22 protein-coding genes are annotated in these 24,926 nt (G+C 71.6%); 11 read left to right on the top strand and 11 right to left on the bottom strand.

Features of this window, described 5'->3' with window-relative positions:
* Nucleotides 1-3: 3 nt before the first annotated feature.
* The 4 genes from pcaH to pcaDC are packed head-to-tail and all read left to right on the top strand — an operon-like array spanning nt 4 to nt 3,749.
* Nucleotides 4-756 (top strand): protocatechuate 3,4-dioxygenase subunit beta, encoded by a 753-nt coding sequence (gene pcaH, locus ACFPZ3_RS67725; RefSeq protein ID WP_379524906.1) that lies wholly within the window; start codon nt 4-6, stop codon nt 754-756.
* Nucleotides 753-1,277, top strand: a complete 525-nt coding sequence (locus ACFPZ3_RS67720) for a peptidase associated/transthyretin-like domain-containing protein (protein WP_379524905.1) — start codon at nt 753-755, stop codon at nt 1,275-1,277. The genes pcaH and ACFPZ3_RS67720 overlap by 4 nt, the downstream gene beginning before the upstream one ends.
* On the top strand, nt 1,264-2,550 hold the full coding sequence (pcaB, locus tag ACFPZ3_RS67715) for a 3-carboxy-cis,cis-muconate cycloisomerase (RefSeq protein WP_379524904.1): 1,287 nt from the start codon (nt 1,264-1,266) through the stop codon (nt 2,548-2,550). The genes ACFPZ3_RS67720 and pcaB overlap by 14 nt, the downstream gene beginning before the upstream one ends.
* Nucleotides 2,550-3,749, top strand: coding sequence for a bifunctional 3-oxoadipate enol-lactonase/4-carboxymuconolactone decarboxylase PcaDC (gene pcaDC / locus ACFPZ3_RS67710; protein WP_379524903.1), 1,200 nt, complete (start codon nt 2,550-2,552; stop codon nt 3,747-3,749). Before pcaB ends, pcaDC begins: the two co-directional genes overlap by 1 nt.
* Nucleotides 3,750-3,751: 2 nt before the next feature.
* On the opposite strand, the gene ACFPZ3_RS67705 is transcribed toward pcaDC, so the two are convergent.
* Both ACFPZ3_RS67705 and ACFPZ3_RS67700 read right to left on the bottom strand, forming a co-directional pair.
* Nucleotides 3,752-5,098: an MFS transporter gene (locus ACFPZ3_RS67705; protein ID WP_379524902.1), complete on the bottom strand. Its 1,347-nt coding sequence runs from the start codon at nt 5,096-5,098 to the stop codon at nt 3,752-3,754.
* 201 nt (nt 5,099-5,299) lie between these two features.
* Complete coding sequence (locus ACFPZ3_RS67700; protein ID WP_379524901.1) at nt 5,300-5,701, bottom strand: RICIN domain-containing protein; 402 nt, start codon at nt 5,699-5,701, stop codon at nt 5,300-5,302.
* 191 nt (nt 5,702-5,892) lie between these two features.
* Here ACFPZ3_RS67700 and ACFPZ3_RS67695 point away from each other — a divergent pair, with 191 nt between their 5' ends.
* Genes ACFPZ3_RS67695 through ACFPZ3_RS67685 form a run of 3 tightly spaced genes read left to right on the top strand, consistent with a single transcriptional unit; the run spans nt 5,893 to nt 9,143 of the window.
* On the top strand, nt 5,893-6,753 hold the full coding sequence (locus ACFPZ3_RS67695) for a shikimate dehydrogenase (RefSeq protein WP_379524900.1): 861 nt from the start codon (nt 5,893-5,895) through the stop codon (nt 6,751-6,753).
* Between the two features lie 9 nt (nt 6,754-6,762).
* Nucleotides 6,763-8,508 (top strand): bifunctional sugar phosphate isomerase/epimerase/4-hydroxyphenylpyruvate dioxygenase family protein, encoded by a 1,746-nt coding sequence (locus ACFPZ3_RS67690; protein WP_379524899.1) that lies wholly within the window; start codon nt 6,763-6,765, stop codon nt 8,506-8,508.
* On the top strand, nt 8,505-9,143 hold the full coding sequence (locus tag ACFPZ3_RS67685; protein WP_379524898.1) for a TetR family transcriptional regulator: 639 nt from the start codon (nt 8,505-8,507) through the stop codon (nt 9,141-9,143). The genes ACFPZ3_RS67690 and ACFPZ3_RS67685 overlap by 4 nt, the downstream gene beginning before the upstream one ends.
* 89 nt (nt 9,144-9,232) lie before the next feature.
* On the opposite strand, the gene ACFPZ3_RS67680 is transcribed toward ACFPZ3_RS67685, so the two are convergent.
* The 8 genes from ACFPZ3_RS67680 to ACFPZ3_RS67645 all read right to left on the bottom strand — a co-directional run bounded on the left by ACFPZ3_RS67680 (nt 9,233) and on the right by ACFPZ3_RS67645 (nt 19,447).
* Nucleotides 9,233-9,436, bottom strand: a complete 204-nt coding sequence (locus ACFPZ3_RS67680) for a hypothetical protein (protein ID WP_379524897.1) — start codon at nt 9,434-9,436, stop codon at nt 9,233-9,235.
* Nucleotides 9,437-9,602: 166 nt separating this feature from the next.
* A complete protein-coding gene (locus tag ACFPZ3_RS67675; protein WP_379524896.1) occupies nt 9,603-11,663 on the bottom strand; it encodes an outer membrane protein assembly factor BamB family protein in 2,061 nt (686 codons plus the stop codon).
* 27 nt (nt 11,664-11,690) lie between these two features.
* Nucleotides 11,691-12,392 (bottom strand): ABC transporter ATP-binding protein, encoded by a 702-nt coding sequence (locus ACFPZ3_RS67670; protein ID WP_379524895.1) that lies wholly within the window; start codon nt 12,390-12,392, stop codon nt 11,691-11,693.
* Nucleotides 12,389-14,182 (bottom strand): branched-chain amino acid ABC transporter ATP-binding protein/permease, encoded by a 1,794-nt coding sequence (locus ACFPZ3_RS67665; protein WP_379524894.1) that lies wholly within the window; start codon nt 14,180-14,182, stop codon nt 12,389-12,391. Before ACFPZ3_RS67665 ends, ACFPZ3_RS67670 begins: the two co-directional genes overlap by 4 nt.
* A complete protein-coding gene (locus ACFPZ3_RS67660) occupies nt 14,179-15,048 on the bottom strand; it encodes a branched-chain amino acid ABC transporter permease (protein WP_379524893.1) in 870 nt (289 codons plus the stop codon). Before ACFPZ3_RS67660 ends, ACFPZ3_RS67665 begins: the two co-directional genes overlap by 4 nt.
* Nucleotide 15,049: 1 nt before the next feature.
* Complete coding sequence (locus ACFPZ3_RS67655) at nt 15,050-16,192, bottom strand: ABC transporter substrate-binding protein (protein WP_379524892.1); 1,143 nt, start codon at nt 16,190-16,192, stop codon at nt 15,050-15,052.
* A 94-nt stretch (nt 16,193-16,286) separates the two neighbouring features.
* Nucleotides 16,287-18,002, bottom strand: a complete 1,716-nt coding sequence (locus tag ACFPZ3_RS67650; RefSeq protein ID WP_379524891.1) for a thiamine pyrophosphate-binding protein — start codon at nt 18,000-18,002, stop codon at nt 16,287-16,289.
* On the bottom strand, nt 17,999-19,447 hold the full coding sequence (locus ACFPZ3_RS67645; RefSeq protein WP_379524890.1) for an aldehyde dehydrogenase family protein: 1,449 nt from the start codon (nt 19,445-19,447) through the stop codon (nt 17,999-18,001). The genes ACFPZ3_RS67650 and ACFPZ3_RS67645 overlap by 4 nt, the downstream gene beginning before the upstream one ends.
* Before the next feature lie 178 nt (nt 19,448-19,625).
* On the opposite strand from ACFPZ3_RS67645, the gene ACFPZ3_RS67640 reads away from it, so the two are divergent.
* The 3 genes from ACFPZ3_RS67640 to ACFPZ3_RS67630 are packed head-to-tail and all read left to right on the top strand — an operon-like array spanning nt 19,626 to nt 22,526.
* Nucleotides 19,626-20,783: a CaiB/BaiF CoA transferase family protein gene (locus tag ACFPZ3_RS67640; RefSeq protein ID WP_379524889.1), complete on the top strand. Its 1,158-nt coding sequence runs from the start codon at nt 19,626-19,628 to the stop codon at nt 20,781-20,783.
* Nucleotides 20,780-21,562, top strand: a complete 783-nt coding sequence (locus ACFPZ3_RS67635; RefSeq protein ID WP_379524888.1) for a citryl-CoA lyase — start codon at nt 20,780-20,782, stop codon at nt 21,560-21,562. Before ACFPZ3_RS67640 ends, ACFPZ3_RS67635 begins: the two co-directional genes overlap by 4 nt.
* A 7-nt stretch (nt 21,563-21,569) precedes the next feature.
* Nucleotides 21,570-22,526, top strand: coding sequence for a ThuA domain-containing protein (locus tag ACFPZ3_RS67630; protein WP_379524887.1), 957 nt, complete (start codon nt 21,570-21,572; stop codon nt 22,524-22,526).
* 3 nt (nt 22,527-22,529) lie between these two features.
* Here the strand turns inward: ACFPZ3_RS67630 and ACFPZ3_RS67625 are convergent, their stop codons facing one another.
* Nucleotides 22,530-23,642, bottom strand: a complete 1,113-nt coding sequence (locus ACFPZ3_RS67625; RefSeq protein WP_379524886.1) for an acyltransferase family protein — start codon at nt 23,640-23,642, stop codon at nt 22,530-22,532.
* Nucleotides 23,643-23,759: 117 nt separating this feature from the next.
* On the opposite strand from ACFPZ3_RS67625, the gene ACFPZ3_RS67620 reads away from it, so the two are divergent.
* Nucleotides 23,760-24,926: ATP-binding protein (locus tag ACFPZ3_RS67620; protein WP_379524885.1), on the top strand; the 1,167-nt coding region annotated here is incomplete at its 3' end.

The raw sequence follows: 24,926 nt of genomic DNA, 5'->3' as shown, positions 1-24,926 counted from the left end.
GGAATGTCAGAACCCCTCCAGCAGGCCGACATCGACCACGAGATTGCCGCGGTCAGCGCGGATCGCGCCGACGTGCGGTCCGACCACCCCGCGCGGGACTACGCCCCCTACCGCAGCACGCTTCTCCGCCACCCCAGGCAACCGCTCGTCGCGATCAAGGATCCGGAGGCGGCCGAGCTGGCCGGGCCGGTGTTCGGCGTCACCGACGTGACGCCGCTGGACAACGATCTCACCCAGCAGCACGTGGGGGAGCCGCTGGGCGAGCGGATCACCGTGCGGGGCCGCGTCCTCGACCGCGACGGCCATCCCGTACGCGGTCAGCTCGTCGAGATCTGGCAGGCCAACGCCTCCGGCCGCTACCTCCACCAGCGCGACGACCACTCCGCCCCGCTCGACCCCAACTTCACCGGCGTCGGCCGCTGCCTCACCGACGACGACGGCGCCTACCTCTTCACCACGATCAAGCCCGGCCCCTACCCGTGGCGCAACCATGCCAACGCCTGGCGGCCGGCGCACATCCACTTCTCGCTGTTCGGGGCCGCCTTCACGCAGCGCCTGGTCACGCAGATGTACTTCCCCGGGGACCCGTTGTTCCCCTACGACCCGATCATGCAGTCGGTCACCGACGAACGCGCCCGGCAGCGGCTGGTCTCCTCCTACGTCCATGATCTGTCGGTGCCGGAGTGGTCGCTCGGGTACCGGTGGGACATCGTGCTCGACGGGCCCGCCGCGACCTGGATGGAGGAAGGCCGTTGAATCCCACCCCCTCACAGACCGTCGGCCCCTTCTACGGCTACGCGCTGCCGTTCCCCGGGGGCGGTGACATCGCGCTCGGCGGCATCACCGTCCACGGCTACGTCTACGACGGCGCCGGCGATCCCGTGCCCGACGCGCTCCTGGAGTTCTGGCAACCCGCCGCGGACGGTTCCCTGCGCGGCTCGCCCGGCTCGCTGCGCCGCGACGCCACGAACGGCGCCGTCCTCGGGCGCGACGGTGTCCGCTTCACCGGCTTCGGCCGCGTCGGCACCGACCGCGACGGCCACTGGACGCTCCGGACTGTCACGCCTCCCAACGGGTACATCAGCGTATGCGTGTTCGCCCGTGGCCTGCTGCACCACCTCTACACCCGCATCTACCTGGGACAGGACGCCTTCCTCGACTCGCTCCCACCCGAGCGGCGGGGGACGCTGGTTGCGGGGGAGGAGCGGGAGGGGGTCCACCGCTTCGACATCCACCTCCAGGGAGAGAAGGAGACGGTCTTCCTTGACTTCGGCTGACCCACAGCCGCCGCCCGGGGCCGATCTCGGGTTGTTGTCTCCGATGCGGGGCGCGATCGAGGCCACCGGGGACGTCGCCGTGCTCCAGGCGATGCTGGACGCCGAGGCCGCGCTGACCCGCGCCCAGGCGGCCCTCGGGCTGGTTCCGGCGGAGGCGGGCGAGGCGGTGACGGCCGCCGCCCGCGCCGAGGCGTTCGACCTCCCAGACCTGGTCGTACGGGCCCGCTCCGGAGGGAACCCGGTGATCCCGCTCGTCGAGGACCTCCGCGAGGCCGCCGGAGCGCACGGCAAGCACGTCCACCGTGGCGCCACCAGTCAGGACATCGTCGACACCGCCCTCATGCTCGTCGCCCACCGCGCCCTGGCCCCGGTCCTGACCGACCTCGGGACGCTGATCGGCGCCCTCACAGAGCTGGCCACCGACCACCGCGCCACCCCGATGGCCGCCAGAACGCTCACCCAGCAGGCCGTACCCACGACGTTCGGCCTCAAGGCGGCAGGCTGGCGCAAGCTGGCCATCGACGCCCAAGCCCGCCTCTCCACCGCCCGAGCGGCCCTCCCGGCCCAGCTCGGCGGTGCGGCGGGCACCCTCGCCGCCTTCCAACCGCCCCCGAACACCCAGGACGCCGGCCAGGAGGGCGTTGAGGTGGCGTTGCGGCTGCCAGGAAGGTTCGCGGCCGAGTTGGGGCTGGCCGAGCCCGAGCTGCCGTGGCACGTCCTGCGCACTCCCGTCGCCGACCTGGCAGGGGCGCTGGCGTTCACCGCGGGGGCGCTGGGGAAGCTGGCGGCCGACGTGCTGGTCCTGTCGCGTACCGAGATCGGCGAGGTCTCCGAGGGCGTGGGCGGCGGCTCATCGTCCATGCCGCACAAGCACAACCCGGTCAGAGCCACGATGATCGCCGCCGCCGCCCGCCAGGTGCCCCCGCTCGCCTCCATCCTGTACGGCTCTCTCGCCGCCGAGGACGAGCGGCCCTCCGGCGCCTGGCACGCGGAATGGCAGCCGCTACGCGAGGCACTCCGTCTGGTGGCGGGCGCCGCGGGAGATGCCGCCGAACTGGCCGCCGACCTGCGAGTACACCCCGATCGTATGCGCGCCAACCTGACCATCACCGGCGACGCCACCCCAGCCCCCGCCCTCGTGGACCGCGCCACCGAGGCCCCGGTCCCGCAAGGCCGTGCCACCGAACCACCGGTCCCGCAAAGCCGTGCCACCGAGGCATCGGTCCCGCAAGACGGCGCAACCGCCCCCTACCGACGCGAGGCACCACACTGATGCTGCACTACCGCCTGGACGGCCCCGAGCAGGGGCAGCCGCTGATCCTGGGCCCGTCCCTCGGCACCTCCACCCGCCTGTGGGAGCCACAACTCCCGTTCCTGGCCCGGACCTTCAGGGTGATCAGGTTCGACCTGCCGGGCCACGGCGACTCGGAACCACTGCCGGCGAGCACCGTCGAAGACCTGGCCGAGCTGGTTCTGGAGGTCGCCGCGGCAGAGGGTGTGGACGGCTTCCACTACGCGGGCGTCTCGATCGGCGGCGCGATCGGCGCGACGCTGGCACTCCGTCACCCCACCCGGGTCAGGTCCCTGGCGATGATCTGCTCCAGCGCCAGGTTCGGCGACCCGGACTCCTGGCGCGAGCGGGCGGAGCTGGTGCGGGCAGAGGGCATCGCGCCGCTGCGGAAGGCCACCGCTCAACGCTGGTTCGCGGGCCCGCCGGACCAGGCGCTGCTGGACGACCTGGCCGCCACCGACCCGGCCGCGTACGCCGCCTGCTGCGACGCCCTGGCGGCCTACGATCTGCGCGGCGAGCTGGCGGGCATCACCGTGCCCGCACTGATCGTGGCCGGCCGCGCCGATCCGGCGACGCCGCCCCCGCATGCCAGGGAGCTGGCCGACGGCATCCAGGACGCCACGCTGGTCGAGATCCCGGGCGCCGCCCACCTGGCCAACGTCGATCAGCCCGACCGCGTCACGCAGGCGCTGCTCACTCACCTGGCGAACGTTGATCAGCCCGACGGTGTCACGCAGGCGCTGCTCACCCACCTGGCGAACGTTGATCAGCCCGACGGTGTCACGCAGGCGCTGCTCACCGACCTGCCCGCCGTCCCCGGCATGCGGGTGCGGCGGGAGGTGCTCGGGGACGCGCACGTGGATCGCGCCGTGGCTCGCACGACCGCCTTCACCAGGGACTTCCAGGACCTCATCACCCGGTACGCCTGGGGCGAGATCTGGACCCGCCCCGGGCTGGACCGGCGTACCCGCAGTTGCGTCACGCTGACCGCGCTCGTCGCCCACGGGCACCTCGACGAGCTGGCCATGCACGTACGCGCGGCCCTGCGCAACGGCCTGACCCCCGACGAGATCGGCGAGGTGCTGCTGCAGAGCGCCATCTACTGCGGCGTCCCGGCCGCCAACGCCGCCTTCGCCGTGGCCCAGAGGGTCATGACCGAGATCGGCGAAGGCGAGGCGTGAGGTCAGCGGGCCTCGGCGGCGGCGGGCTGGCGGCCGAGGTCCTCGGTGGGCACCTGGTACGTCTCCCGCGCCGTGGCCACCGCGATCGCGCTGATCGCGCACAGGATCGCGGTGAACACCCCCACGCCGACCCACCCCCGCAGGCCCAGCCACCCTTCGGGGGAGACGATCCCGGCGGCGTAGGCCACGGCGAACCCGGCGACCGCGAAGCCGATCTGGGTGCCGATCGCCATGCCTGACAGGCGTACCTTGGTGCTGAACATCTCCCCGTACAACGCCGGCCAGATGCCGTTGGCGGCGCTGTAGACGACGCCGAGCGTGAGCACGCCGACGGCGAACACCAGCGGATAGTTGCCCGAGTTGATCGCGGCGAGGTACGCGAAGATCATGATCGGGCTGCCGATCGCCCCGATCAGGAACACGGGTTTGCGGCCGATCCGGTCCGACAGCCTGGCCCAGAGGGGGATCGCGACGAGGGCGGCGGCGTTGGCGGTGACGCTGACCCACAACATGGTGGCGTTGTCGAGGCCGATCTCGTCGCTGGTGGCGTAGTTGAGCGCCCAGACCGTGAAGATCGTGCTGACGGTGGCGATGAACGCCGCGCACACCACGCGCAGCACGCTGGTCCAGTGGTCGCGGAAGAGCACGGCCAGTGGCATGCGCGGCACGGTGCCGTCGGCGAGCTGCTCCTCGAAGGCCGGGGTCTCCTCCAGTCGCCTGCGGATGACCCACCCGGCGACGGCGACGACCACGCTGGCCCAGAACGGCACCCGCCAGCCCCAGCTCAGCAACTGCTCCTCCGGCATGGCCGCCACCGGGATGAACACGAACGTGGCCAGGATCTGGCCGAACTGGGTGCCGTTCAGGGTGAAGCTGGTGAAGTAGCCGCGGCGGTCGGCGGGGGAGTGTTCGAGGGTCATGGAGTTGGCGCTGGCCTGCTCACCGGCGGCCGACAGGCCCTGCATGATGCGCAGCAGCACCAGCAGCACGGGTGCCGCGCCGCCGATCTGGTCGCGGGTGGGCAGGCAGCCGATGAGGAACGTGGACAGGCCCATGAGGATGAGCGTGAACACCATGATCTTCTTGCGGCCGAAGCGGTCCCCGACGTGCCCGAGGATGAACGCTCCCACGGGCCGGGCCGCGTAGGCGACGCCGAAGCTGGCCAGGGACTGCAGGGTGGCGGTGGCCGGGTCGGAGTCGTCGAAGAAGACCCGGCCGAAGATCAGCGCGGCGGCGCTGCCGTAGATGAAGAAGTCGTAATACTCAAGAGCGCTGCCGATCCAGGCGGCGATGGCGGCCTTGCGTGGCGTGCCCCTGCTCAGGGGGCTGCCTGGCGAGCTGTCCGTCACGTGGGCTTCTCCTTGGTGAGCATCGTCCCGGCGGCCCCCGCGCCGGTGTCCCGCTGGTTACGAACTAGATAGTTAATTAACGTGGGAGCAATGCTGCACGTGGCCCGCGTCACATGTCAAGGGTGTCCTTCTGGGGACAGGCGAACGCGCCGCGACGCCTTCGACCGGCATCGCGGCGCGTTCATGATCGTACTGAGTCGATCAGGGGGTCGTGTCCAGACCGCCGGGGCGCACCGCCCAGAAGATCCACTGCTGGTCGCCCAGGGCCACCCGGCTGCAGTCCCGCAACACCAGCCGGGTGCCGAGGGGGACCGGACTGCTGGTGTTGGCCATGCTGAGGCACTTGCCGCCGAAGTGACGGACCGAGTTGTCGGTCAGGGTGACGTGCGCGAAGCCGTGCCAGAGCTGGTTGCAGTCCATCGGCACGATCGGGGTGCCGTCGGCCTGGTCGCCGTTGGCGGGGCCGAAGCACCTGGAGACGCCGATGGCGTTGCTGGAGACGGTCGTGAACGGGAAGTCGGCGGCCTGGGCAGCCGAAGGCGTCATCACCAGAGCCAGCAGCGCGGCCAGTCCGGTGAGGACGGTGACGAGCAGTCGGGGCACGTTCGCTCCTTGAGGATGTGTGACACGCGGAGCGCACATCTGTCCTGGAGGCGTTCCAAGGTCGTTCCCTGGGGTGCCATGACCGTTCCGGCCGGCGGACGTCTTCACTGGGAGGAGGGTTGTGCGCTATAACGAACTCACTAGTCCGTACATGACTAGATGGGTAACGTACTAGTACGTACATTGGATCGATGAGGGGGAAACTGATGGCCTCGTACCTGACCGGGTTGATCGGCTCGGGCATCGGTCCCTCGCTCAGCCCGCCGCTGCACGAGCGGGAGGCCGCCCACCACGGGCTGAACTACGTCTACCGGCTGCTCGACACCGACCGGCTCGGCCAGGACGTCGGGGACCTGCTCCGTACGGCCCGCCGCTTCGGGTACGACGGGCTCAACATCACGCACCCGTGCAAGCAGGCCGTCATCCCGCACCTGGACGAGCTGTCACCCGACGCCGCCATGCTCGGCGCGGTCAACACGGTGGTCTTCGACGGCGACCGGGCCGTCGGCCACAACACCGACTGGACGGGGTTCGCCGAGTCGTTCGCCCGTGGCCTGCCCGACGCGCCCACCCGGCGGATCGTCCAGCTAGGGGCGGGAGGCGCGGGCGCGGCGGTCGCGCACGCGCTGCTCACCATGGGGGCCGACCACGTGACCGTCGTGGACGCCGACGCGGCCCGCGCGACGGACCTGGCCGCCCAGCTCGCCGCCCGGTACGGCCGGGAACGCGCCCGCCCGGCCCCCCAGGACGACCTGCCAGGACTGCTCGAAGGAGCGGACGGCCTGGCGCACGCCACCCCCACCGGCATGGCCCACCACCCGGGGCTGCCGCTGCCCGCAGAAGTGCTGAACCCCGGCCTCTGGGTGGCCGACATCGTCTACCGGCCGCTGGAGACCGAGCTGCTCAAGCAGGCGCGGGCGCTGGGCTGCCGGACGCTCGACGGCGGCGGGATGGTCGTCTTCCAGGCGGCCCACGCCTTCCGTCTCTTCACCGGCCGCACTCCGGACGCGGAGCGTATGTTCGCCCATCTGAACGACCTGGTCACCGCCTGAGGAGGAGCCGTGCGTAAGTCGATCGCTACCGTGTCCGTGAGCGGCACGCTGACGGAGAAGCTGGCGGCCATCGCGGCGGCCGGGTTCGACGGCGTGGAGATCTTCGAGAACGACCTGCTCGTCAGCCCGCATCCGCCGGAGGAGATCCGCGCCAGGGCCGCCGACCTCGGCCTCACCATCGACCTCTACCAGCCCTTCCGCGACTTCGAGTGCGTGCCAGGGCCGCTGCTGGCGGCGAACCTGGAGCGGGCCGAGCACAAGTTCCGGGTGATGGAGCGCCTCGGCGCGGACCTGCTGCTGGTCTGCTCGAACGTCTCGCCCGCCACGATCCGCGACGACGACCTGGCCGCCGAGCACCTGCGGCTGCTGGCCGAGCGGGCCGCCGAGCACGGCGTCCGCGTCGCGTACGAGGCACTGGCCTGGGGCAGGCACGTCAACGAGTACCTGCACGCCTGGCGGGTGGTGAACATGGCCGACCACCCCGCCCTGGGCACCTGCCTGGACAGCTTCCACATCCTGTCGCGCGGCTCCGACCCCATCGGCATCGAGGCCATCCCCGGCGAGAAGATCTTCTTCCTCCAGCTCGCCGACGCGCCGCTGCTGGCCATGGACGTGCTGCAGTGGAGCCGGCACCACCGCTGCTTCCCCGGCCAGGGCACCTTCGACCTCGCCAGGCTGGTCAGGCACACGCTGAACGCCGGGTACGCGGGACCGCTGTCGCTGGAGGTCTTCAACGACCACTTCCGCCAGGCCGGGACCGGGCGCACCGCGCGCGACGGGATGCGCTCGCTGATCGCGCTGGAGGGGGAGCTCGAAGGGGCGTCGCATCCTTCCGTACCGACCGGATTCGCCTTCGCCGAGCTGGGCGGCACCGGCGAGCTCGGCGAGGTGCTGGGCGCGCTGGGCTTCGCGCGCACCGGCGCGCACGCCACCAAGCCGGTCGAGCTGTGGTCACAGGGCGAGGCCCGGCTGCTGCTCAACGCCACCGGCACGCAGGCTCCCGCCCTGGTGGCGATCGGCCTGGACAGCCCGCACCCCACGGGGGCGGTCAAGCACGCCGAGTCGTTGCTGTCCCCGGTGCTGCCCCGCGAGCGCGCCCCCGAGGACGCCCCGCTGGACGCGGTCGCCGCCCCGGACGGCACCGAGATCTTCTTCTGCGACACCGCCTGGCTCACCGACTTCGGCCCGGGAGCCGCCGCGCCCGGGGAGATCACCCACATCGACCACGTGGCCCTCACCCAGCCGCTGCACTACTTCGACGAGGCCGCCCTGTTCTACCGCAGCGTGCTGGGCCTCCAGCCCCAGGAGAGCCTGGAGCTGCCCGACCCGTACGGCCTGCTGCGCAGCAAGGCGATGTCCAGCGCCCCCGGCGGCGACGTGCGCATGGTGCTCAACATCGCCCAGGTCGGCGCCGGCCACACCCCGTGGCAACACGTGGCCCTGGCCACCGGCGACCTGCTGGCCACGGCCCGCAGACTGCGCGCCGACCACCCCGACCTGCTGCTGCCCATCCCTGCCAACTACTACGACGACCTGGAGGCCCGCCACGACGTGGACCCGGAGCTGCGGGAGCTGGGCGTCCTGTACGACAGGGACGAGCACGGCGGTGAGTTCCTGCACCTGTACACCATCACCATCGGCCGCGTCTTCTTCGAGATCGTCCAGCGCACCGGCGGCTACCAGGGCTACGGCGCGCTCAACGCCCCGATCCGCCTGGCCGTCCAGCACGCGGGGCAGCCTATGATGAGCCAATGACCTCGCCCACCGCAGAACGCCGGAGGGACGCCGACCGCACGAAGGCGGAGATCCTGGAGGTCGCGCAGAGCGAGTTCGCCCGCTACGGCTACGCGGGCGCCAGGGTGGACGAGATCGCGGCCCGCATGCGCACCACCAAGCGCATGATCTACTACTACTTCGGCAGCAAGGAGCGGCTCTACGTCGCTGTGCTGGAGAAGGCCTACGCCGAGGTCCGCGCCGCCGAGCGCACGGTGGACGTCGAGCACCTGGCGCCGGTCGAGGCCATCCGCACCCTGGCCGAGCTGACCTTCGACCACCACGACGCGCACCGCGAGTTCATCCACCTCGTCGCGATCGAGAACGTCCATCAGGCCGAGCACTTCCGCAAGTCCGAGGCCCTGGCGAACCTGGGCACGCCGGTGCTCGACCTGATCGAGCGCATCCTGGACGCAGGGCAGGCGACGGGCGACTTCGTCACCGAGGCCGACGCCATCGACGTGCACATGATGATCAGCGCGTTCTGCTTCTTCCGGGTGGCCAACCAGCACACGTTCGGCGCACTGTTCGGCCGCGACATGACCGCCGCCGAACATCGCGCCAGGCAGCGGCGGATGGTCGGCGACATGGTCGTCGGCTACCTGCGCGGCCCCTAGCTTTCGCCGTGTGCCGCGCCGTCGAGACGATCAAGTTTGCGCAAACATGATCTAGAAGTGCTCTGACAGCGGGCGAGGAGGCCGCTGAGCTAAGGAGTCTGCAGGGCGCGGAAGTCGGCGAACCAGGGGCTGCGGCCTGGCAACTGGCCGCGCGGCTGCACGGTGTAGCGGGCGTAGACGCTGTTGAGCAGCCACGGGTCCTTCTCCGGGCCCCAGTTCCGCACCATCAGGTCGTCCTGCTTGAAGGCGTAGGTGGCCACCGCCAGCCGCCCGGTGCCGCGGTACACGCTCATCTGGTTGCGCAGGAACGTCGAGTGGCTGGCGAACCAGGGGCAGGCACGGAGGAAGGCGGCCCACTTGGCCTCAGTGAACGCCGCGCGCGATCGAAAGAAGGTGTCGGACGCGGCGTGCTCGCGGAGAAACCGCCCGCACGCCGCGCCCGCCGTCCCGGCGCCGCCCCTAGGGGAGCACCTCGATCTTGCCGGTGGGGCGCGGGCTGAAGGTGTCGTTGAAGAAGTACTCGCCCGGCTTGGTGAAGGTGTACTGGAAGGATTCGCCCGGCTTGAGCCGGATGTCGAAGAGGCCCTCGAAGAACTGGGTCGCCCCGTGGACGTTGACGTTGTCGGCGGGGTTGACGAACGTGACCGTGGTGCCGGCCCGGACGCGCAGGTGCGTGGGGGCCATGGCGTTGACGCCCGTGGACTCGACGGCGCCGACCTGCCCGTTCGCGTAGACGCGGGCCAGGACGACCGTGTTGTTCACGGCGCCGCCTTCCACCGGCTGGCCGGAGACAGGGCGGCGGATCACGGGCGCGGGCGGGGTGGCGGCGGGCGGCACGGTGCCGCCGAGCTTGAAGACCCACAGGTGGTCGCCGCGTGGCGCGGAGTCGCCGTAGGGGATGCTGGTGCCGCCCGCGTAGACGGCCACGTACTGCTCGCCGTCGATCTCGTACGAGATGGGGCTGCTGCTCACGGCGGCCCCTGTCTGCCACCGCCACAACTCGCGCCCGTCGCGGGCGTCGAGGCAGAGCAGGTTGCCGTCGGGCTGGCCGATGAACAGCAGGTCGGAGCCGGTGGTGAGGATGCCGTTGCCATGGGCCAGCGAGTACGGCATGCGCTTCCTCCACCGCACCCGGTTCGTCGAGGGGTCCACGGCCACCACGCCGCCCGTCATGTACTCGCCGGGCGGTCGCAGCCCGTTGGCCGCCTCGGTGAGGGAGTGGGCGGCGGCGACGTAGCCGAAGCCGGTGTATACCAGGCGGGTGTTGTGGCTGTAGGACTGGTGGTTCCAGTCGGCGCCGCCGCCGTGGCCGGGGATGGTGAGGATGGGTTCGTCCCAGTGCGGGGTGTAGAGCGGGCCGATCTTGTAGTTCGGGACGGCCCGGTGGGGCGCGCCGGGGATCTCGGTGCCCAGCGGCTGCCGTACGGGCGTCTGCTCGGTCCAGCCGCCCTGGCGCGGGAACGGCTGCGTCGGCCAGGTCTTCTGCCGGGGCTCCTGTGGCACGGGCACCTCGTCGATGCCCAGCGGGGCCGAGCCGTCGGCGCGGTCGAGGACGTAGTGCATGCCGGTCTTGCTGCCGTACACGACGAGCTTGCGCATCCGGCCGTGCACGCGGGCATCCAGCAGGACCGGGGCCATGACGTTGTCCATGTCCCAGATGTCGTGGTGGATGGACTGGAAGTGCCAGCGGTAGGCGCCCGTCTTCAGGTCCATGGCCACGAGCGAGTTGGCGAACAGGTTCTGGCCGCCCCGCTCCGAGCCGTCCTGCGAGGACTTGTTGCCCCTGGCGTTGCCGAACGTCCAGTAGACCAGGCCCAGCTCCGCGTCGATCGCGCAGTGCATCCACGGCGTCGCCCCGCCGCTCTGCCAGGAGTCGCCCTCCCAGGTGCCGCCGCCGACCTGGCCGGGCTCAGCCGTACCCCAGAAGTGCCACACCAGGTCGCCTGTCTCCGCGTCGAAGGCGAGGGCGGAGCCGCGCGGGCCGTCGTTCGTGCCGCAGTAGAGCATGCCGTCGTGGTAGGTGACGGCGACCTTCTCCAGGTTGCCGTACCCGTTGTGCTGCCGCTCCCACAGCACCTGGCCCGTGCGCTGGTCGAGGGCGATCAGCCAGTTGTCGTTGGCGCAGGTGTAGACCCTGCCGCCGCCGATCCCGACGCCGCGGCGGGTGACGGAACCGCGCGTCTGCTCGTACTTCCAGATCGTCGCCCCGGTACGGCCGTCCACCGCCACCACGTTGCCCAGCGCCGACTCGATGAACAACACCCCGTTCACGGCCACGGCGGTGCTCTGGCTGTTGCCCGCCGCCAGCCCGCCCTCGATGTTGTTCACCCACGCGGCCCGCAACCGCCTGACGTTGCCCCGGTGCACGCCACGCAGGTCGGAGTAGCTCTGGTTGGCCAGATTGCCGCCGACCTTGGGGAAGTCCCGGCCGGAGCGACGGGTGGCGGCGGCGGCCGGGTCCGGCCGGACCAGGACGGTGGCGGCGACTGCGCCCATGAGTAACTGACGTCGATGGACCATGGTCATCCCTTTCGTTCGCCGGCCGAATCACAGGCCGAGGTAGATGCGCCGGACCCGCGGGTCGTCGCGCAGGTCCGCCGAGGCGCCGGTGGCGGCGATCTCGCCGTTCTCCATCACCAGGCAGGAGGTGGTGACCTCGAAGGTGAGCTTGGCGTTCTGCTCGACTAGCAGGATGCTCAGCCCGTCGGCGTTGAGCCGCTTGAGCACGCCCGCGATCTCCGCCACGAGGATCGGCGACAACCCCATCGAGGGTTCGTCGAGCAACATCACCTTGGGCCGGCACATGAGCGCGCGGCCGACGGCCAGCATCTGCTGCTGCCCGCCCGACAACGCCCCCGCCAGCCGGTGGCGCATCTCGCCCAGGACGGGGAACAAGGTGTAGACCTCGTCGATGGGCGTGCGCCGCCAGCTGCTGGTGTACGCGCCGAGCAGCAGGTTCTTCTCCACGGTGAGACCGGGGAAGACGTGCCGCCCCTCGGGCACGTAGCCGATCCCGTGCCGGACCAGGGTGTGCGCGGGGGCGCGCAGCAGGTTGGCGTCGCCGAAGCCGATGGCGTCGGCCCGGCGGGGCGCGAGCCCCATGATGGCCTTGAGCGTGGAGGACTTGCCCGCGCCGTTGGCGCCGATGATGCCGAGTGACTGGCCGGCCTCGACGGTGAAGGAGACGTCGTGGGCGGCCCGCACGCCGCCGTAGTGGACCGAGAGGTTCTCGACGGTGAGCGTGCTCATCGGGTGGCCTCCTCGGCGGCGGACTCGGTCGGGGCTGCCATGGAGTCGCCGAGGTAGGCCTGCACGACGGCCGGGGCGATGGCGACCTCCGCCGGGGTGCCGTCGGCGATGACCCGGCCGCCGGCCAGCACGGTGACGTGGTCGCACAGGGACATGACCAGGCCCATGTTGTGCTCGATGATGACGACGGTGACGCCGGAGTCGCGGATGGAGCGGACGATCTCGGCGAGCCGGCGCACCTCCTCCCCGTTCATCCCGGCGGCGGGTTCGTCGAGCAGGAGCAGGGTGGGCGACATGGCCAGGGCGCGGGCGATCTCGATGCGCCGCTGGATGCCGTAGGGCAACGAGCGCGGGATGGCCACGGCGAAGTCGGCGAGCCCGAACCGGTCGATGATCTCGTCGGCGCGGCGGTCCAGATCGCGCTGGTAGCCGAAGACCCGCCACGGCGCCGCCGCGTAGCGCCAGATCCAGGAGGTGCGGGTGCGGTCGAGGCCGAGCAGGATGTTCTCGCGCACGTTCAGGTCCTCGAACAGCCGCAGGTTCTGGAAGGTGCGGGCGACGCCGCGCTGCGACAGCCGGTACGGCGCCGCGCCGGTGACCTCGCGCCCGTCCACCCGCACCGCCCCCGCGCTCGGCGTGTAGAAGCCGCTGATCACGTTGAACAGCGTCGTCTTGCCCGAGCCGTTGGGCCCCACCACGCCGCGGATCTCGCCGCGCGGCACGGCCAGTGAGACGCCGTCCAGCGCGACCAGGCCCTTGAACCGCATGGTCACGCCCTCGGCCTCCAGCACGGTCGAGTCGCCGGCCGCAGGAACCGCCGCGAAAGGCCGGAAGGGCCCCAGCCGCACGGGCGTGCCGGGCTTGTGCCGCCGGAGCAGGGCGCGGAGCTGGGCGGGCAGCCCGGCCAGGCCCTTGGGGGCGAAGACCACGGCGAGCACGACCACGAGGCCGTAGCCGAGCTGGGCGTAGGCGGCGGCGTCCAGCAGCGCTTCCCTGGCCATGGCCAGGCCGATGGCGCCGATGACGCAGCCTACGATGCTCGCCCGGCCGCCGATGATCACCATGGCGAGCAGCAGGAACATGTTGGCGATGTTGAACGACTCGGGCGCCACGAACCGGATGAGCCCGGCGTACAACACTCCGGCCAGGCCGCCGTACAGGCCGGACAGCACGAACGCGGTCATCCGCAACAACGGGATCTCGGCGCCCAGCGCGCCGGCCGCCAGGTCGTCGTCACGCATGGCCCGCAACCTGCGCCCGAGCGGCGAGTGCGTGACGAACAGCGCGAACGCCAGCGCCAGCGCGAACACGACCAGCTCGACGTAGTAGAACAGGTACGCGCTGGACAGCTCCAGCCCGAACAGCACCGGCACCGGAATGTCGCTGATGCCCTCGGCCCGCCCCGCGATCGTCGCGTTCGTGACCCAGTTGGTGAAGGCCAGCGCCAGCCCCAGCGTGACGATGCCGAGATAGTGCGACTGCATGCGCAGCGCCGGCACGCCGACCAGCACGCCGAACAGCACGGAGACGACCAGCGCCAGCAGCGCCGCCGTCCAGAAACCGAGGCCGGCCCGCGTGCACAGGATGGCCACGGAGTAGGCGCCGACGCCGAAGAAGGCCACCTGGGCCAGGTTGATCTGCCCGGCCACCCCCATGGTCAGGCCCAGGCCGATGGCCAGGATGGCGAAGATGATCGCGACGGCGAGGACGTGCATGGAGTAGCCGCCCAGCCCGTACGGCAGCAGCCAGGCGGCCACCGCGACGGGGACGAGGAAAGCCAGACGTTTCACGCGCGGTTCACCGTCGCCTCTCCGAAGATGCCGGTGGGCCGGATCATGACCACGAGGGCGAAGACCAGGAACGTGACGAGCTCGGAATACTCCTGGAAGTTGCCCGCGGCGAAGGAGTCGAGCAGCCCGAAGGCCACGCCTCCGACGATCGCGCCGGGCATGCTGCCGAACCCGCCGAGCATGGCCGCCGCGAAACCCTTGATGCCGAGGGTGCCGCCCATGGTCGGGTTGACGTACAACATGGGGCCGATGAGGCTGCCGGCCAGCGCCGCCAGGCCCGCGCCGATGGCGAAGGCCATGGCGTTGCTGCGGCCGACGTGGATGCCGACCGCGGTGGCCGCCTCGTGGTCCATGGCCACCGCCTGCATGGCCGCGCCCCGCTTGGTGCGCTGCAGGAACAGCGCCAGCAGGCCGGTGGCCAGCGCCGCCACGGCGATCACGACCAGGTTGTACGTGGGAATGCGCACTCCCGCCAGGTCCAGCGGCTCGGTCGCCACCGGGGAGGGCACCGCGTGCCCCGTGGCGCCCCAGACCAGCACCGCCCCCGCCTCCAGCACGGCGCCGAAGCCGATCGTGCCGATCAGCATCAGCGTGAAGTCCTTGTTCTCCAGCGGCCGCAGGAACCGCTCGATGACCAGGCCGATCAGTGACGTGACCGCGATCGCCACGACGACCGCCACCGCGAAGGGGACCTGGGTGGCCAGGTAGAAGGTGGAGGCGGCGTACGCGCCGATCATCACGACGCTGCCGTGGGCGAAGTTGACCAGGCCCATGGTCCGGTAGACGATGGAGAATCCCATCGCCACCAGCGCGTACACCGCCCCGAACGTGACCCCGCCGATCAGGGTCTGGAGGAAGACCTGCACGTCAGCCCGCGGCGTCCGGGACGACCTTGCCGTCCTTGACCAAGCCGATCTTGGTGGCGTGGATGCCGACCCCGTTCGCGTCGTAGGTGTAGTCGCCCAGCAGGCCCGCGCGCTTGACGCCCCTGATGGCGTCGGCCAGCTTCTGCCCGCCCTCGCCCTTGGTCTGCTTGAGCGCCTCGATCATGATGGACGCGCCGTCGTAGGCCTTGGCGACGTGCATGCGGGCGTCCTCGTTGTAGGCCGCCTTGTACTTGGCGGCGAACGCCTTGATCGGCTCGCTGGCGTCGTTGCTCAGATAGGGGGAGCTGACGACCGAGCCCTCGGCGTTCTTCAGGCCCGCGGTGCCGGCGTACACGTCGGTGCCCATGGGCGCGCCGCCCGCGAACACCGCCTTCAGCCCCAGCTCGCGCGCCTGCTTGGCGATCAGCCCTGACTGCACCTCTTCCGCGCCGATGAACAGCACCTCCGGGTCCTGCTCGCGGATCTTGGCCAGGTTGCTGTTGAAGTCCTTCTGGTCGGGGGTGACGACCTCGTCGGCCAGCGGGGTGACGCTCCTGGCCTTGAGCGAGGCGAGGAACGCGTCGTGCTCGCCCGATCCGTACGCGCCGTTGTTGCTGATCAGCGCGATCTTCTTCATGCTCTTGTCGTCGACCAGGTATTTCGCCAGCGTCTCGTCGAAGGTGACGCTGGTCGGCGCGTTGAGGAACAGGAACGGGCTCTTCAGCTCGGCCAGCTTGGGCGACTGACCCGAGGTGATGTTCGGGATCTTGGCGTCCTTGAGTATGGGCGCCATGGCCAGCGTGACCGCGCTCTCTGCGGTGCCCAGCATGGCCACGTAGCCCTCGGAGGCGATCTTCCTGGCCAGGTTGGTGCCGACGGTGGGGTCGCCCTGGCTGTCGAACAGGTCGAGCTGGATCTGCCGCCCGCCGATCCCGCCTGCCTTGTTGGCCTCGTCGACGGCCAGTTTGACGCCCTTGTGCTCCCACTGGCCCAGCGAGCTGAGCTGCCCGCTCTGGGCGTTGACGTTCGCGATCTTGATGGGCCCGGTGGCGCCGGCCTCCGGCTCCTGGGACTGGCCGGGAGGGGCGCAGGCGGCAAGGGCTATCAGCGCCGCCGCGGCGATGGAGAATCTCGCGAAAGACACGGTTCACCTCATGGGGGGATTGGTGATGCCTAATTCACGGACTAGTACGTACGTTATATGTCGCGGAGAAGTTCGAGGGAATATCTGGTTGGCATCAGTCGGCGAAGATTCCCCGGTAGATGTCCTTGATGTTCCAGTGCCCCGGGGTCGGCACCGGTTCGTTCACCATCGGGACGTCGATGACGGCCGGCCGCCGGTTCGCGATGGCCGCGCGCAGAGCCGAGCCGAGGCCGGCGGCGGTGGTGACGGTGTGGCCGTCCGCGCCGCACGCGGCGGCCAGCGCGGCGAAGTCGGGGCTGTAGGGCAGGCCGGCGGGGTCGGTGAAGTCGCATCCGTGACTGCGGCCGAAGTGCGCGCTCTGCAGGTCGGAGATGGTGCCGTGGGACCGGTTGTTCATCACCACGAAGATCACCGGCGCGCCCTGCTCGACCGCCATCGGCACGGCGGGCAGTTGCGCGCTCATCCCGCCGTCCCCGACCAGCGCGACCACGACGGCATCGGGCCTGGCCAGTTGTACGCCGACCGCGGCGGCCGGGCCGAAGCCCATGGTGGAGGCGCCGCTGGGGGTGATGAAACGGCCTTCGGGCGGCAGCTCGTAGCACTGGGCGACGCCGTTCTTGTTCCAGCCCACGTCGGTGACCAGGATCGCGTTCCCGGGAATCGAGTCGCGCAGGTCGGCCAGGATGCGCTCCGGCCGCAGCGGGAAGGCCTCGCTCGTGCCGCGCTCCCTGCTCGCCGCGAACAGCCCCGACCTGGCCTCGTGGATCCGCCGCCGCAGCTCGGGCCGGTCGCGCGCAGGATGGGACTTGACGGCGCCGGCCAGCGCCTTGACCGCGAGGCCCACGTCGGCGACCGCGCCGATCTCCACCGGGTAGTTGCGGCCGATCTCGGCCGGGTCGATGTCGATCTGGATCAGCGTGCTGCCGGTGAAGTCCCAGGTGAAGCGGGGATCCCAGGAGCTGGCGTCGGTCTCGGCGAAACGTGTGGCGAGCGCCAGCACCACGTCGGCCTCCCGGGCGTAGGCGTTGGTCAGCTCCAGCCCCCAGAACCCGGTCATGCCCAGCACCAGCGGATGCCCGTCGGGCACGGTGCCCTTGGCCATGAGCGAGTGCGCGATCGGCAGGTCCAGGTGCTCGGCCAGGGAGAGCAGCGAGTCCGTGTCCTCGCGCAGCCCGCCGCCCACGTAGATCAGCGGCCGCTCGGCGCCCGCCAGCCGGGCCGCGATCAGCTCCGCCGTCGCCCGGGGCAGGTCTGGCGGGGCCGCCCGGCTGATGGGCGGGTAGGCCGCGGCGGGTTTGGAGAAGACGTCCATCGGCACGTTGACCAGCACCGCTCCCGGCCGCCCCGAGGTCGCCGTCCAGAAGGCGCGCTCGACGGCCCGGCCCAGGTCCTGGGCGCGGTGCACGTTCCAGGCCCGCTTGACGAACGGCCGGAACACGCTCGCCTGGTCGGCGTCGGCGTGCAGGTTGATCTCCTGGTGCGGGTGGCGGCCCTGGTAGTAGGAGGGGATGTCGCCGGAGATCACCACCATCGGCACCGAGTCCAGGGCGGCGGTCATGACGCCCGTCGTGGCGTTGGTCAGGCCGGGGCCGACGTGCACCAGCAGCACACCGGGCTTGCCGGAGGTGCGGGCGTAGCCGTCGGCGGCGTGCGCCGCCGCCTGCTCGTGGCGGGCGATGACGAAGCGGATGCGGCTGTCGGCCAGCGCGTCCAGGACGGCGATGTTGGTGTGCCCGCAGGTGCCGTAGACGTACTCGACGCCCAGGTCCTCCAGTTGGGCGACGAGCGCCTGTGCGGCCGTGGTCGTCATTGATCTCCCCAGATGGTCAGGCCCTTGAGCAGGAGGGTCTTGGTCACGGTGAAGTCCTCGATCATCCAGCGGGGCGACTCGCGGCCGATGCCGGAGTCCTTCACACCGCCGAAGGGGACGTGGTCGAGGCGGAAGTTGGAGGAGCCGTTCACGACCAGGCCGCCGACCTCCAGCTCGCGCCAGGCGGTGACGATGCGGCGGATGTCATGAGTGAACACTCCGGCCTGCAGTCCGTACGAGCTGCGGTTGCACTCCTCGATGACCTCGTCGAACCCGTCGTACGGCATTACCGCCACGAGTGCGCCGAACACCTCCTCGCGCACCACCCGGGCCTCGGCCGGCGGCGCGACGACCACGGTCGGCGCCATCACCGCGCCCTCCCTGCTGCCCCCGGTCGTCACGGTCGCGCCCGCCTGCGCCGCCTCGGCGCTCCACCGCACCACCCGCTCGGCGGCCTCGTCGTCCACCATCGAGCCGACGTCGGTGGCCGGGTCCAGCGGGTCGCCCACGCGCAGCGCCTTGACCTCGGCCGTCAGCGCGTCGGCGAACTCGGCGAAACGGGCCCGCTGCACGTACACCCGCTGGACGGAGATGCAGCTCTGCCCCGAGTTGCTGTAGCCGGTACGCGCGCAGACCCGGGCCGCCTCGGCGACGTCGGCGTCCTCGCAGACGATGGTGGCGGCGTTGCCGCCCAGCTCCAGCAGCACCCGCTTGGGCCCGGCCGCGTGCGCCACGGCAGCCCCGGCCGTGATGCCGCCGGTGAAGCTCACGACGGCGATCTCCGGCGCCGCGCACAGCCGCGCGCCCACCTCGCCGCCGCCGTGCAGCACCTGCACGGCCTCGACCGGCATCCCGGCGTCGAGCAGCAGCCGCACCAGCGCGGTCGAGACGGCCGGGGCCTGCGGCGGCGGCTTGACGATCGTGGTGTTGCCGGCCGCGAACGAGGCCGCCAGTTTGTGTGCCAGGAGGTTGGCGGGCGCGTTGAACGGCGTGATCGCCAGCACGGGCCCGGCCGGCGCGCGCTGGGTGATCGCGGTGTTGCCCACCCCGCGCGCCCAGCCGGCCACCGGTAACACCTCGCCGCCGATCGACCTGGCCTCGGCCGCGGCCACGGCGAACGTGTCGGCCACCCGCACCATCTCGCCGCGCCCGTCCTTGAGCGGCTTGCCCAGCTCCAGGGCCAGCAGCCCGGCGAACTCCTCGACGCGCCCGGTGACCGCGGCCGAGGCGCGTTCCAGGATCGCCGCCCGCGTCGCGGGGGCCAGCCGCGCGACCGTCCTGGCGCCGCGGCGGGCGTGGTCGAGGGCTGTGGTGATGTCGCCGGGCTGGGCGAGGCGGGCGCTGCTCACCACGCGCCGGACGTACGGGCCGGAGCGTTCTGATCGGGGGCCTTCGCTCAGCCACGTGCCGGCGACCAGGCATGCGGCTTCGTGGACTGCGTCCATGTCATCTCCGTTGAATCCGCTTGACGGTTCTCAGGAACCGCATGGTGGATTTCCTCAAGGTATGAGGAGTCTCACGACTCTGGCAAGAGGGACGTTGATCCGTACTGTGGAGCTTATGGACCACTGTGTGGACCGGATGTTAGCGTACGGCCCATTCGCCTGACCTTTTGGAGCGTGCATGCAGCAGTTGCCACTGGACGGCATCAAGGTCGTGGACCTGACCAACGTTCTGGCCGGGCCCTACTGCGGCTACCAGCTGATGTTGTTCGGCGCGGAGGTGGTCAAGGTCGAGCTGCCCGGCGTCGGTGACCTCGCCCGCCGCCTCGGCCCCGACCCGCGGCTCAACCGGGAGCTCACCGGAGCCTCGTTCCTCGCGCAGAACGCCGGCAAGAAGTCGGTCGAGCTGGACCTGAAGAGCGCGGCGGGGCGCGAGGCGTTCGAGTCGATGGTGGCCGGGGCGGACGTCCTGCTGGAGAACTTCAGGTCAGGGGTGCTGGCCAGGCTCGGGTACGGGTGGGAGCGGCTGCGTGAGCTCAATCCCGGGCTGGTGTACTGCGCCATCTCCGGGTTCGGCCAGAGCGGGCCCATGAGCGGGGCGCCCGCGTACGACCAGATCATCCAGGGGCTGTCGGGCATGATGAGCGTCACCGGCACCGCCGACACGGCGCCGCTGCGGGTCGGCTTCCCCATCTCCGACACGATCGGCGGGCTGATGGCGGCGCTGGCCGTCTCCGCCGCTCTGGCCGGGCGGCAGCGTACGGGGGCCGGGTGTTTCCTCGACCTGTCGATGCTGGAGGCCTCGCTCTCCGCGATGGGCTGGACGGTCTCGAACTACCTGATCAGCGGCGTGGAACCGGAGCCGATGGGGGACCAGAACGCCACCGCGGCGCCGTCCGGCACCTTCGAGACCGCCGACGGGCCGCTGAACATCGCCGCCAACCAGCAGGCCCAGTTCGAGACGCTGTGCCGCCTGGTGGGCCGCCCCGACCTGCCCGCCGACCCCCGCTTCGCCGGGCGCGACGCCCGCAAGGTCCATCGTGCGGCGCTGAACGACGAGCTCAACCAGGCGTTGCGGGCCAAGACGGCGCTGGAGTGGGAGGAGATCCTCTCCCGCGAGGGCGTCCCGGCCGCGCGCATCCTCACGGTGGCGCAGGCCCTGGCCCTCGACCAGGTACGCGAACGCGGCTTCCTGACCGAGGTGCCCTTCCCCGGCGGCGACGGGCGGTGCGTGACCGTCGCCGGAAACGGGGTGCTCGTCAACGGCGACCCCCTGCGCGCCCGCGGTCCCGCTCCCGTCCTCGGCCAGCACAACGCGGAGTTCGGGGTGACGTCATGAACCCGGCGGACGGCGGCGCCGGGATGGAGGCCGTGGCGGACTGGTGGGGGACGGCGGTGTCGCGGGTGGCGCCCGACGTCATCGAGTTGCGGGGCAGGCCGGTGCAGGAGCTGATCGGGCGGGCCGGGTTCGCCGAGGTCGTGTGGCTGCTGCTGCGTGGCGAGACGCCGGGCGAGCGGGAGGCCGCGTTGCTGGAGGCGGCGCTGGTGGCCGGGGTGGATCACGGGCCGCACGCCCCGTCGATCGCCGTCGCCCGGATGGCGATCACCTGCGGCGTGGGCCTCAACAACGCCATCGCCACCGGCGTCAACCTGCTCGGCGACGTGCACGGCGGTGCGGGTGAGCAGTGCGTCGAGCTGCTCCAGGACGTCCTGGCCAGCGGTGACGCGGCCGGGACCGTGCGGCGGTGGCGGGCCCGCGACAAGTATCTGCCGGGATTCGGGCACCGCTTCCACACCCGCGACCCGCGCCGCGACCCGCTGCTCGCCCTCGTGGACGCGGCGGCGGCCGACGGCGTCGTGGCCGGGGCGCACGTGCGGGCGGCGCGGGAGGTGGAGGAGCTGATCGCTCCCGTCCCGATGAACGTCGACGGCGCGACCGCGGTGATCTACGCCGAGCTGGGCTTCCCCGCGCCGCTGGCCAGGGGCCTGTTCGTGCTGAGCCGCAGCGTCGGGATCCTCGCCCACGCCTGGGAGGAGTCCGGCCAGGGCCGCCGCAACAAGGGCCCGATCCCACCCTTCGTCCAGCCCACCCACCTCAGCCCCGACCCCCCAATGTGAGGAACGCATGCGCATCACCCTCTCCACCGTCGCCGCCGCGGGTGCCGCGGTGCTGCTGCTGGCCGCCACCCCGCCCAGCTCCGCCGCTCCCGCCTCCTCCGGACGTGACCAGGGCGCGCAGAATCTGGGCGATCCCGACTACGGCGTCTGCAGAGGCACCGACCCCCGCTGCTACCACGACTGGGGCAACTTCGACCCGGCCAAGGGCTACAAACTGCTCGTCTACAGCCGCACGGCCGGCCCGAGGCACGCGCACCTCGGCACCCCGCTCGGCCCGGGGCTGAACCCGCCGCTCAACGACGACAACGTGGCCGTCAAGGCGATGATCAGGATCGGGCAGGAGAACGGGTTCGCCGTGGACTACACCGAGGACGTCGGCCAGCTCTCCTCGGCCGGGCGGCTGCTGTCCTACAACGCGGTGATGTTCCTCAGCACCACGCGCGACACGCTCGACGACGCGGCGCAGACGGCGCTGCGGCAGTACGTCAGGGCGGGCGGCGGGTTCGCCGGCGTGCACAACGCGTTCGGCACCGAGTACAACTGGCCCTGGTACGAGGGCCTGCTCGGCAACGCCAACTTCTACGACCACGGCGCCAACCAGCCCGGCACGGTCCTCACCGTGGACCGGCGCGACGTCTCCACCCAGGGCCTGCCGCAGCGCTGGGCCTTCTCCGACGAGTGGTACAACCTGGTGCCCGCGCCCACCAAGGTCCGGGTGCTGGCCGAGGTGGACGAGTCCACCCTGCCGCAGGGCGTACGCGGCAACCTGGGCCATCCGGGGCACGGCGACGACCACGCGGTGAGCTGGTGCCAGTACTACGACGGCGGCCGGGCCTGGCTGACCACCCTCGGCCACGACGTCAAGGCGTGGACCGACGAGCCGATGGAGGGCGACAGGTACTTCCTGCAGCACCTGCTCGGCGGCGTCAGGTCGGTGCTCGGCCAGGCGCCGTTCTGCCGCTGAGGCTCAGCCGGCGGAGGTGATCAGGCGCTTGCCGAGCCGCTGGGCCGGGCGCTCGATCAGGTGGTAGGTCAGCAGGCTGAGCGGGATCAGGGCGAGGAGGTAGAGCGCCGGGCCGGGGAGCACGTACAGCAGGAGCGGGTGCAGCAGGTAGAGGGAGAAGCTGATCACGCCGAGCCGGGTCAGCCAGCGCGGGAAGGCCCGCTCCCGCAGTGCGTACGCCAGCGCGAAGGCCCCGAAGGCCACCACGAGCGCGGACACCCAGGCCGGATCCGTCTTGGCAGGGAGCCCGCAGCCCAGGGCCGCCGCCACCGCGACCACGGCGGCCCGCCAGGAGATCGTGCCCTGCTCGGCCCGGTACACCGCGGTCCCCGCGAACATCGTCGCCACGATGATCACACCCTGCCAGGTGCCGCCCCTGCTGCCCACGACCACCAGCGCCAGCCCCAGCGCGCCGCCCGCGACCGCGCCCGCCGTACGCGCCCGGCCGCGCCCCAGCACGCTCACCGCGATGGCCGCCACGACCGCCAGCCCGAGCGGCACGGCGACCAGGTCGGCCGGGCCGACCACCGCCTTCGGCAGCAGCAGGCCCAGCGGCACCGCGAGCAGCGCCAGCGCGACGGCGATCCCCGCCGACCGGTGCGCCTGCCGCACCGCGAACAGCGCCACGCACATCAGGTAGAACGCCATCTCGTACGACAACGTCCACGCCACGCCGATGACGGCGGGCAGGTTGAGCAGTTCCTGGAGCATCGTCACGTTGCCGAGCGCCACCACCGGCCACGGGCGATCGCCCAGGCCGGGCGGGAGCGGGAGCACGCCTGTCCCGATGAGCACGAACGCCAGGCAGGCGGCGGCCAGCAGCAGCGGGAGCAGGCGGAAGGCCCTGCCGGTCCAGAAGGCGCGCAGGTCGCCGCGGCGTTCCAGGGAAGCGGGGATGATGTAGCCGCTGACCAGGAAGAACACGAACACGCCGCAGCTTCCGAGATCGATCCGGCGGTCCACCTCGGCCCAGACGTCCGGGATGAACGTCCAGCCGGCGTGGTGCATGGTGACGGCCAGCGCTGCCGGTCCCCGCAGGGCGTCCAGCCAGGCCAGCCGGGCGGGGGCCAGGGACATCTGCCGCAGTCTAAGGCATAACGGACATGCCGCCACCTGCCACTGAACTGAGCACGGGTCCTCGATCGTACGTCCGGGGCCCGTGGCCGCCCACGGAACCGGACGTACGATCGGGGCATGCTGCATGGCAGGGAGCGGGAATGCGCTCTCATCGCGGGGCTGCTCGACGGCGCTCGCGACCGGCGCAGCGGCGTGCTCGTCCTGCGCGGCGAGGCGGGCATCGGCAAGTCCGCCCTGCTCGACTTCGCCGCCGCACAGGCCACCGGCCTGCGGGTCCTGCGGGGCGGCGGCGTCGAGTCCGAGGCCGAACTCCCGTACGCGGCGGCGCACCAGCTCCTCCGACCCGTGTCCGACCGGCTCGCCGCGATCCCCTCAGGGCAGGCCGTCGCGCTCCGGGGCGCTTTCGGGCTGGGCGATCCGGTCGACGGGGACCGGTTCCTGGTCTCGGTGGCGGTGCTGAGCCTGCTGTCCGAGGTGGCCGAGGAGGGGCCGCTGGTGTGCCTGGTCGACGACGCGCACTGGCTGGACGGGGCCTCGGCCGACGTGCTGGCCTTCGTGGCGCGGCGCCTGGAGGCCGAGGGGGTCGTGCTGCTGCTCGCGGTGCGCGAGGAGGACCCGGGCCCGGGTTCGCCCGACCCATTGGGTCCCCGCCGTCCACTCGCCGGCCTGCCCGAGCTGCGCCTGCGCGGGCTGGAGCCGGAGGCCGCGCGGGCGCTGCTGGCCGAGCGCACCTCCGTGGCGCTCACACCCCAGGTCGCCGCCCTGCTGGTGGCCAGCACCGCCGGCAACCCGCTCGCCCTGCTGGAACTGCCGGGCTCCTTGTCGGCCGAGCAACTGGCCGGCGTACGACCGCTGCCCGACCGGCTGCCCGTCGGCGAGGTGGTCGAACAGGTCTTCCTCGACCGGGTACGGCACCTGCCGGCCCCGGCGCAGACCCTGCTCCTGATCGCCGCCGCCGAGGAGAGCGGCGAGATCGGCCTCGTGCTCCGGGCGGCCCAGGCACTGGACGTGGCCCCGGAGGCGCTCGACGAAGCGGAGAGCGCCGGTCTCGTACGGGTCGAGGGCGGCGTCCTGACCTTCCGCCACCCGCTCGTGCGCTCGGCCGTCTACCGGGGCGCCACGTTCCTGCGCCGCCGCGCCGTGGAGCAGACCTTGGCGGCGATGCTGGTGGACAGGGACTCCGACCGGCGCGCCTGGCACCTGGCCGCCGCCGCGACCGGCCCCGACGAGGCGGTGGCCGAGGAGCTGGAGCTGTCCGCCGGCCGGGCCTCCCGGCGCGGTGGC

The sequence above is a fragment of the Nonomuraea insulae genome, assembly GCF_042656245.1.
The sequence above is the reverse complement of the archived record's forward strand: the minus strand, read 5'-3'. Positions and strand labels throughout refer to the sequence as shown.

Bases quoted from the DNA above. Each gene is read 5' to 3' on its own strand.
- pcaH (WP_379524906.1), top strand. From the start codon at position 4: ATGTCAGAACCCCTCCAGCAGGCCGACATCGACCACGAGATTGCCGCG.
- pcaDC (WP_379524903.1), top strand. From the start codon at position 2,550: ATGCTGCACTACCGCCTGGACGGCCCCGAGCAGGGGCAGCCGCTGATC.
- ACFPZ3_RS67695 (WP_379524900.1), top strand. From the start codon at position 5,893: ATGAGGGGGAAACTGATGGCCTCGTACCTGACCGGGTTGATCGGCTCG.
- ACFPZ3_RS67685 (WP_379524898.1), top strand. From the start codon at position 8,505: ATGACCTCGCCCACCGCAGAACGCCGGAGGGACGCCGACCGCACGAAG.
- ACFPZ3_RS67680 (WP_379524897.1), bottom strand. From the start codon at position 9,436: ATGAGCGTGTACCGCGGCACCGGGCGGCTGGCGGTGGCCACCTACGCC.
- ACFPZ3_RS67675 (WP_379524896.1), bottom strand. From the start codon at position 11,663: ATGGTCCATCGACGTCAGTTACTCATGGGCGCAGTCGCCGCCACCGTC.
- ACFPZ3_RS67670 (WP_379524895.1), bottom strand. From the start codon at position 12,392: ATGAGCACGCTCACCGTCGAGAACCTCTCGGTCCACTACGGCGGCGTG.
- ACFPZ3_RS67650 (WP_379524891.1), bottom strand. From the start codon at position 18,002: ATGACGACCACGGCCGCACAGGCGCTCGTCGCCCAACTGGAGGACCTG.
- ACFPZ3_RS67645 (WP_379524890.1), bottom strand. From the start codon at position 19,447: ATGGACGCAGTCCACGAAGCCGCATGCCTGGTCGCCGGCACGTGGCTG.
- ACFPZ3_RS67640 (WP_379524889.1), top strand. From the start codon at position 19,626: ATGCAGCAGTTGCCACTGGACGGCATCAAGGTCGTGGACCTGACCAAC.
- ACFPZ3_RS67635 (WP_379524888.1), top strand. From the start codon at position 20,780: ATGAACCCGGCGGACGGCGGCGCCGGGATGGAGGCCGTGGCGGACTGG.
- ACFPZ3_RS67630 (WP_379524887.1), top strand. From the start codon at position 21,570: ATGCGCATCACCCTCTCCACCGTCGCCGCCGCGGGTGCCGCGGTGCTG.
- ACFPZ3_RS67625 (WP_379524886.1), bottom strand. From the start codon at position 23,642: ATGTCCCTGGCCCCCGCCCGGCTGGCCTGGCTGGACGCCCTGCGGGGA.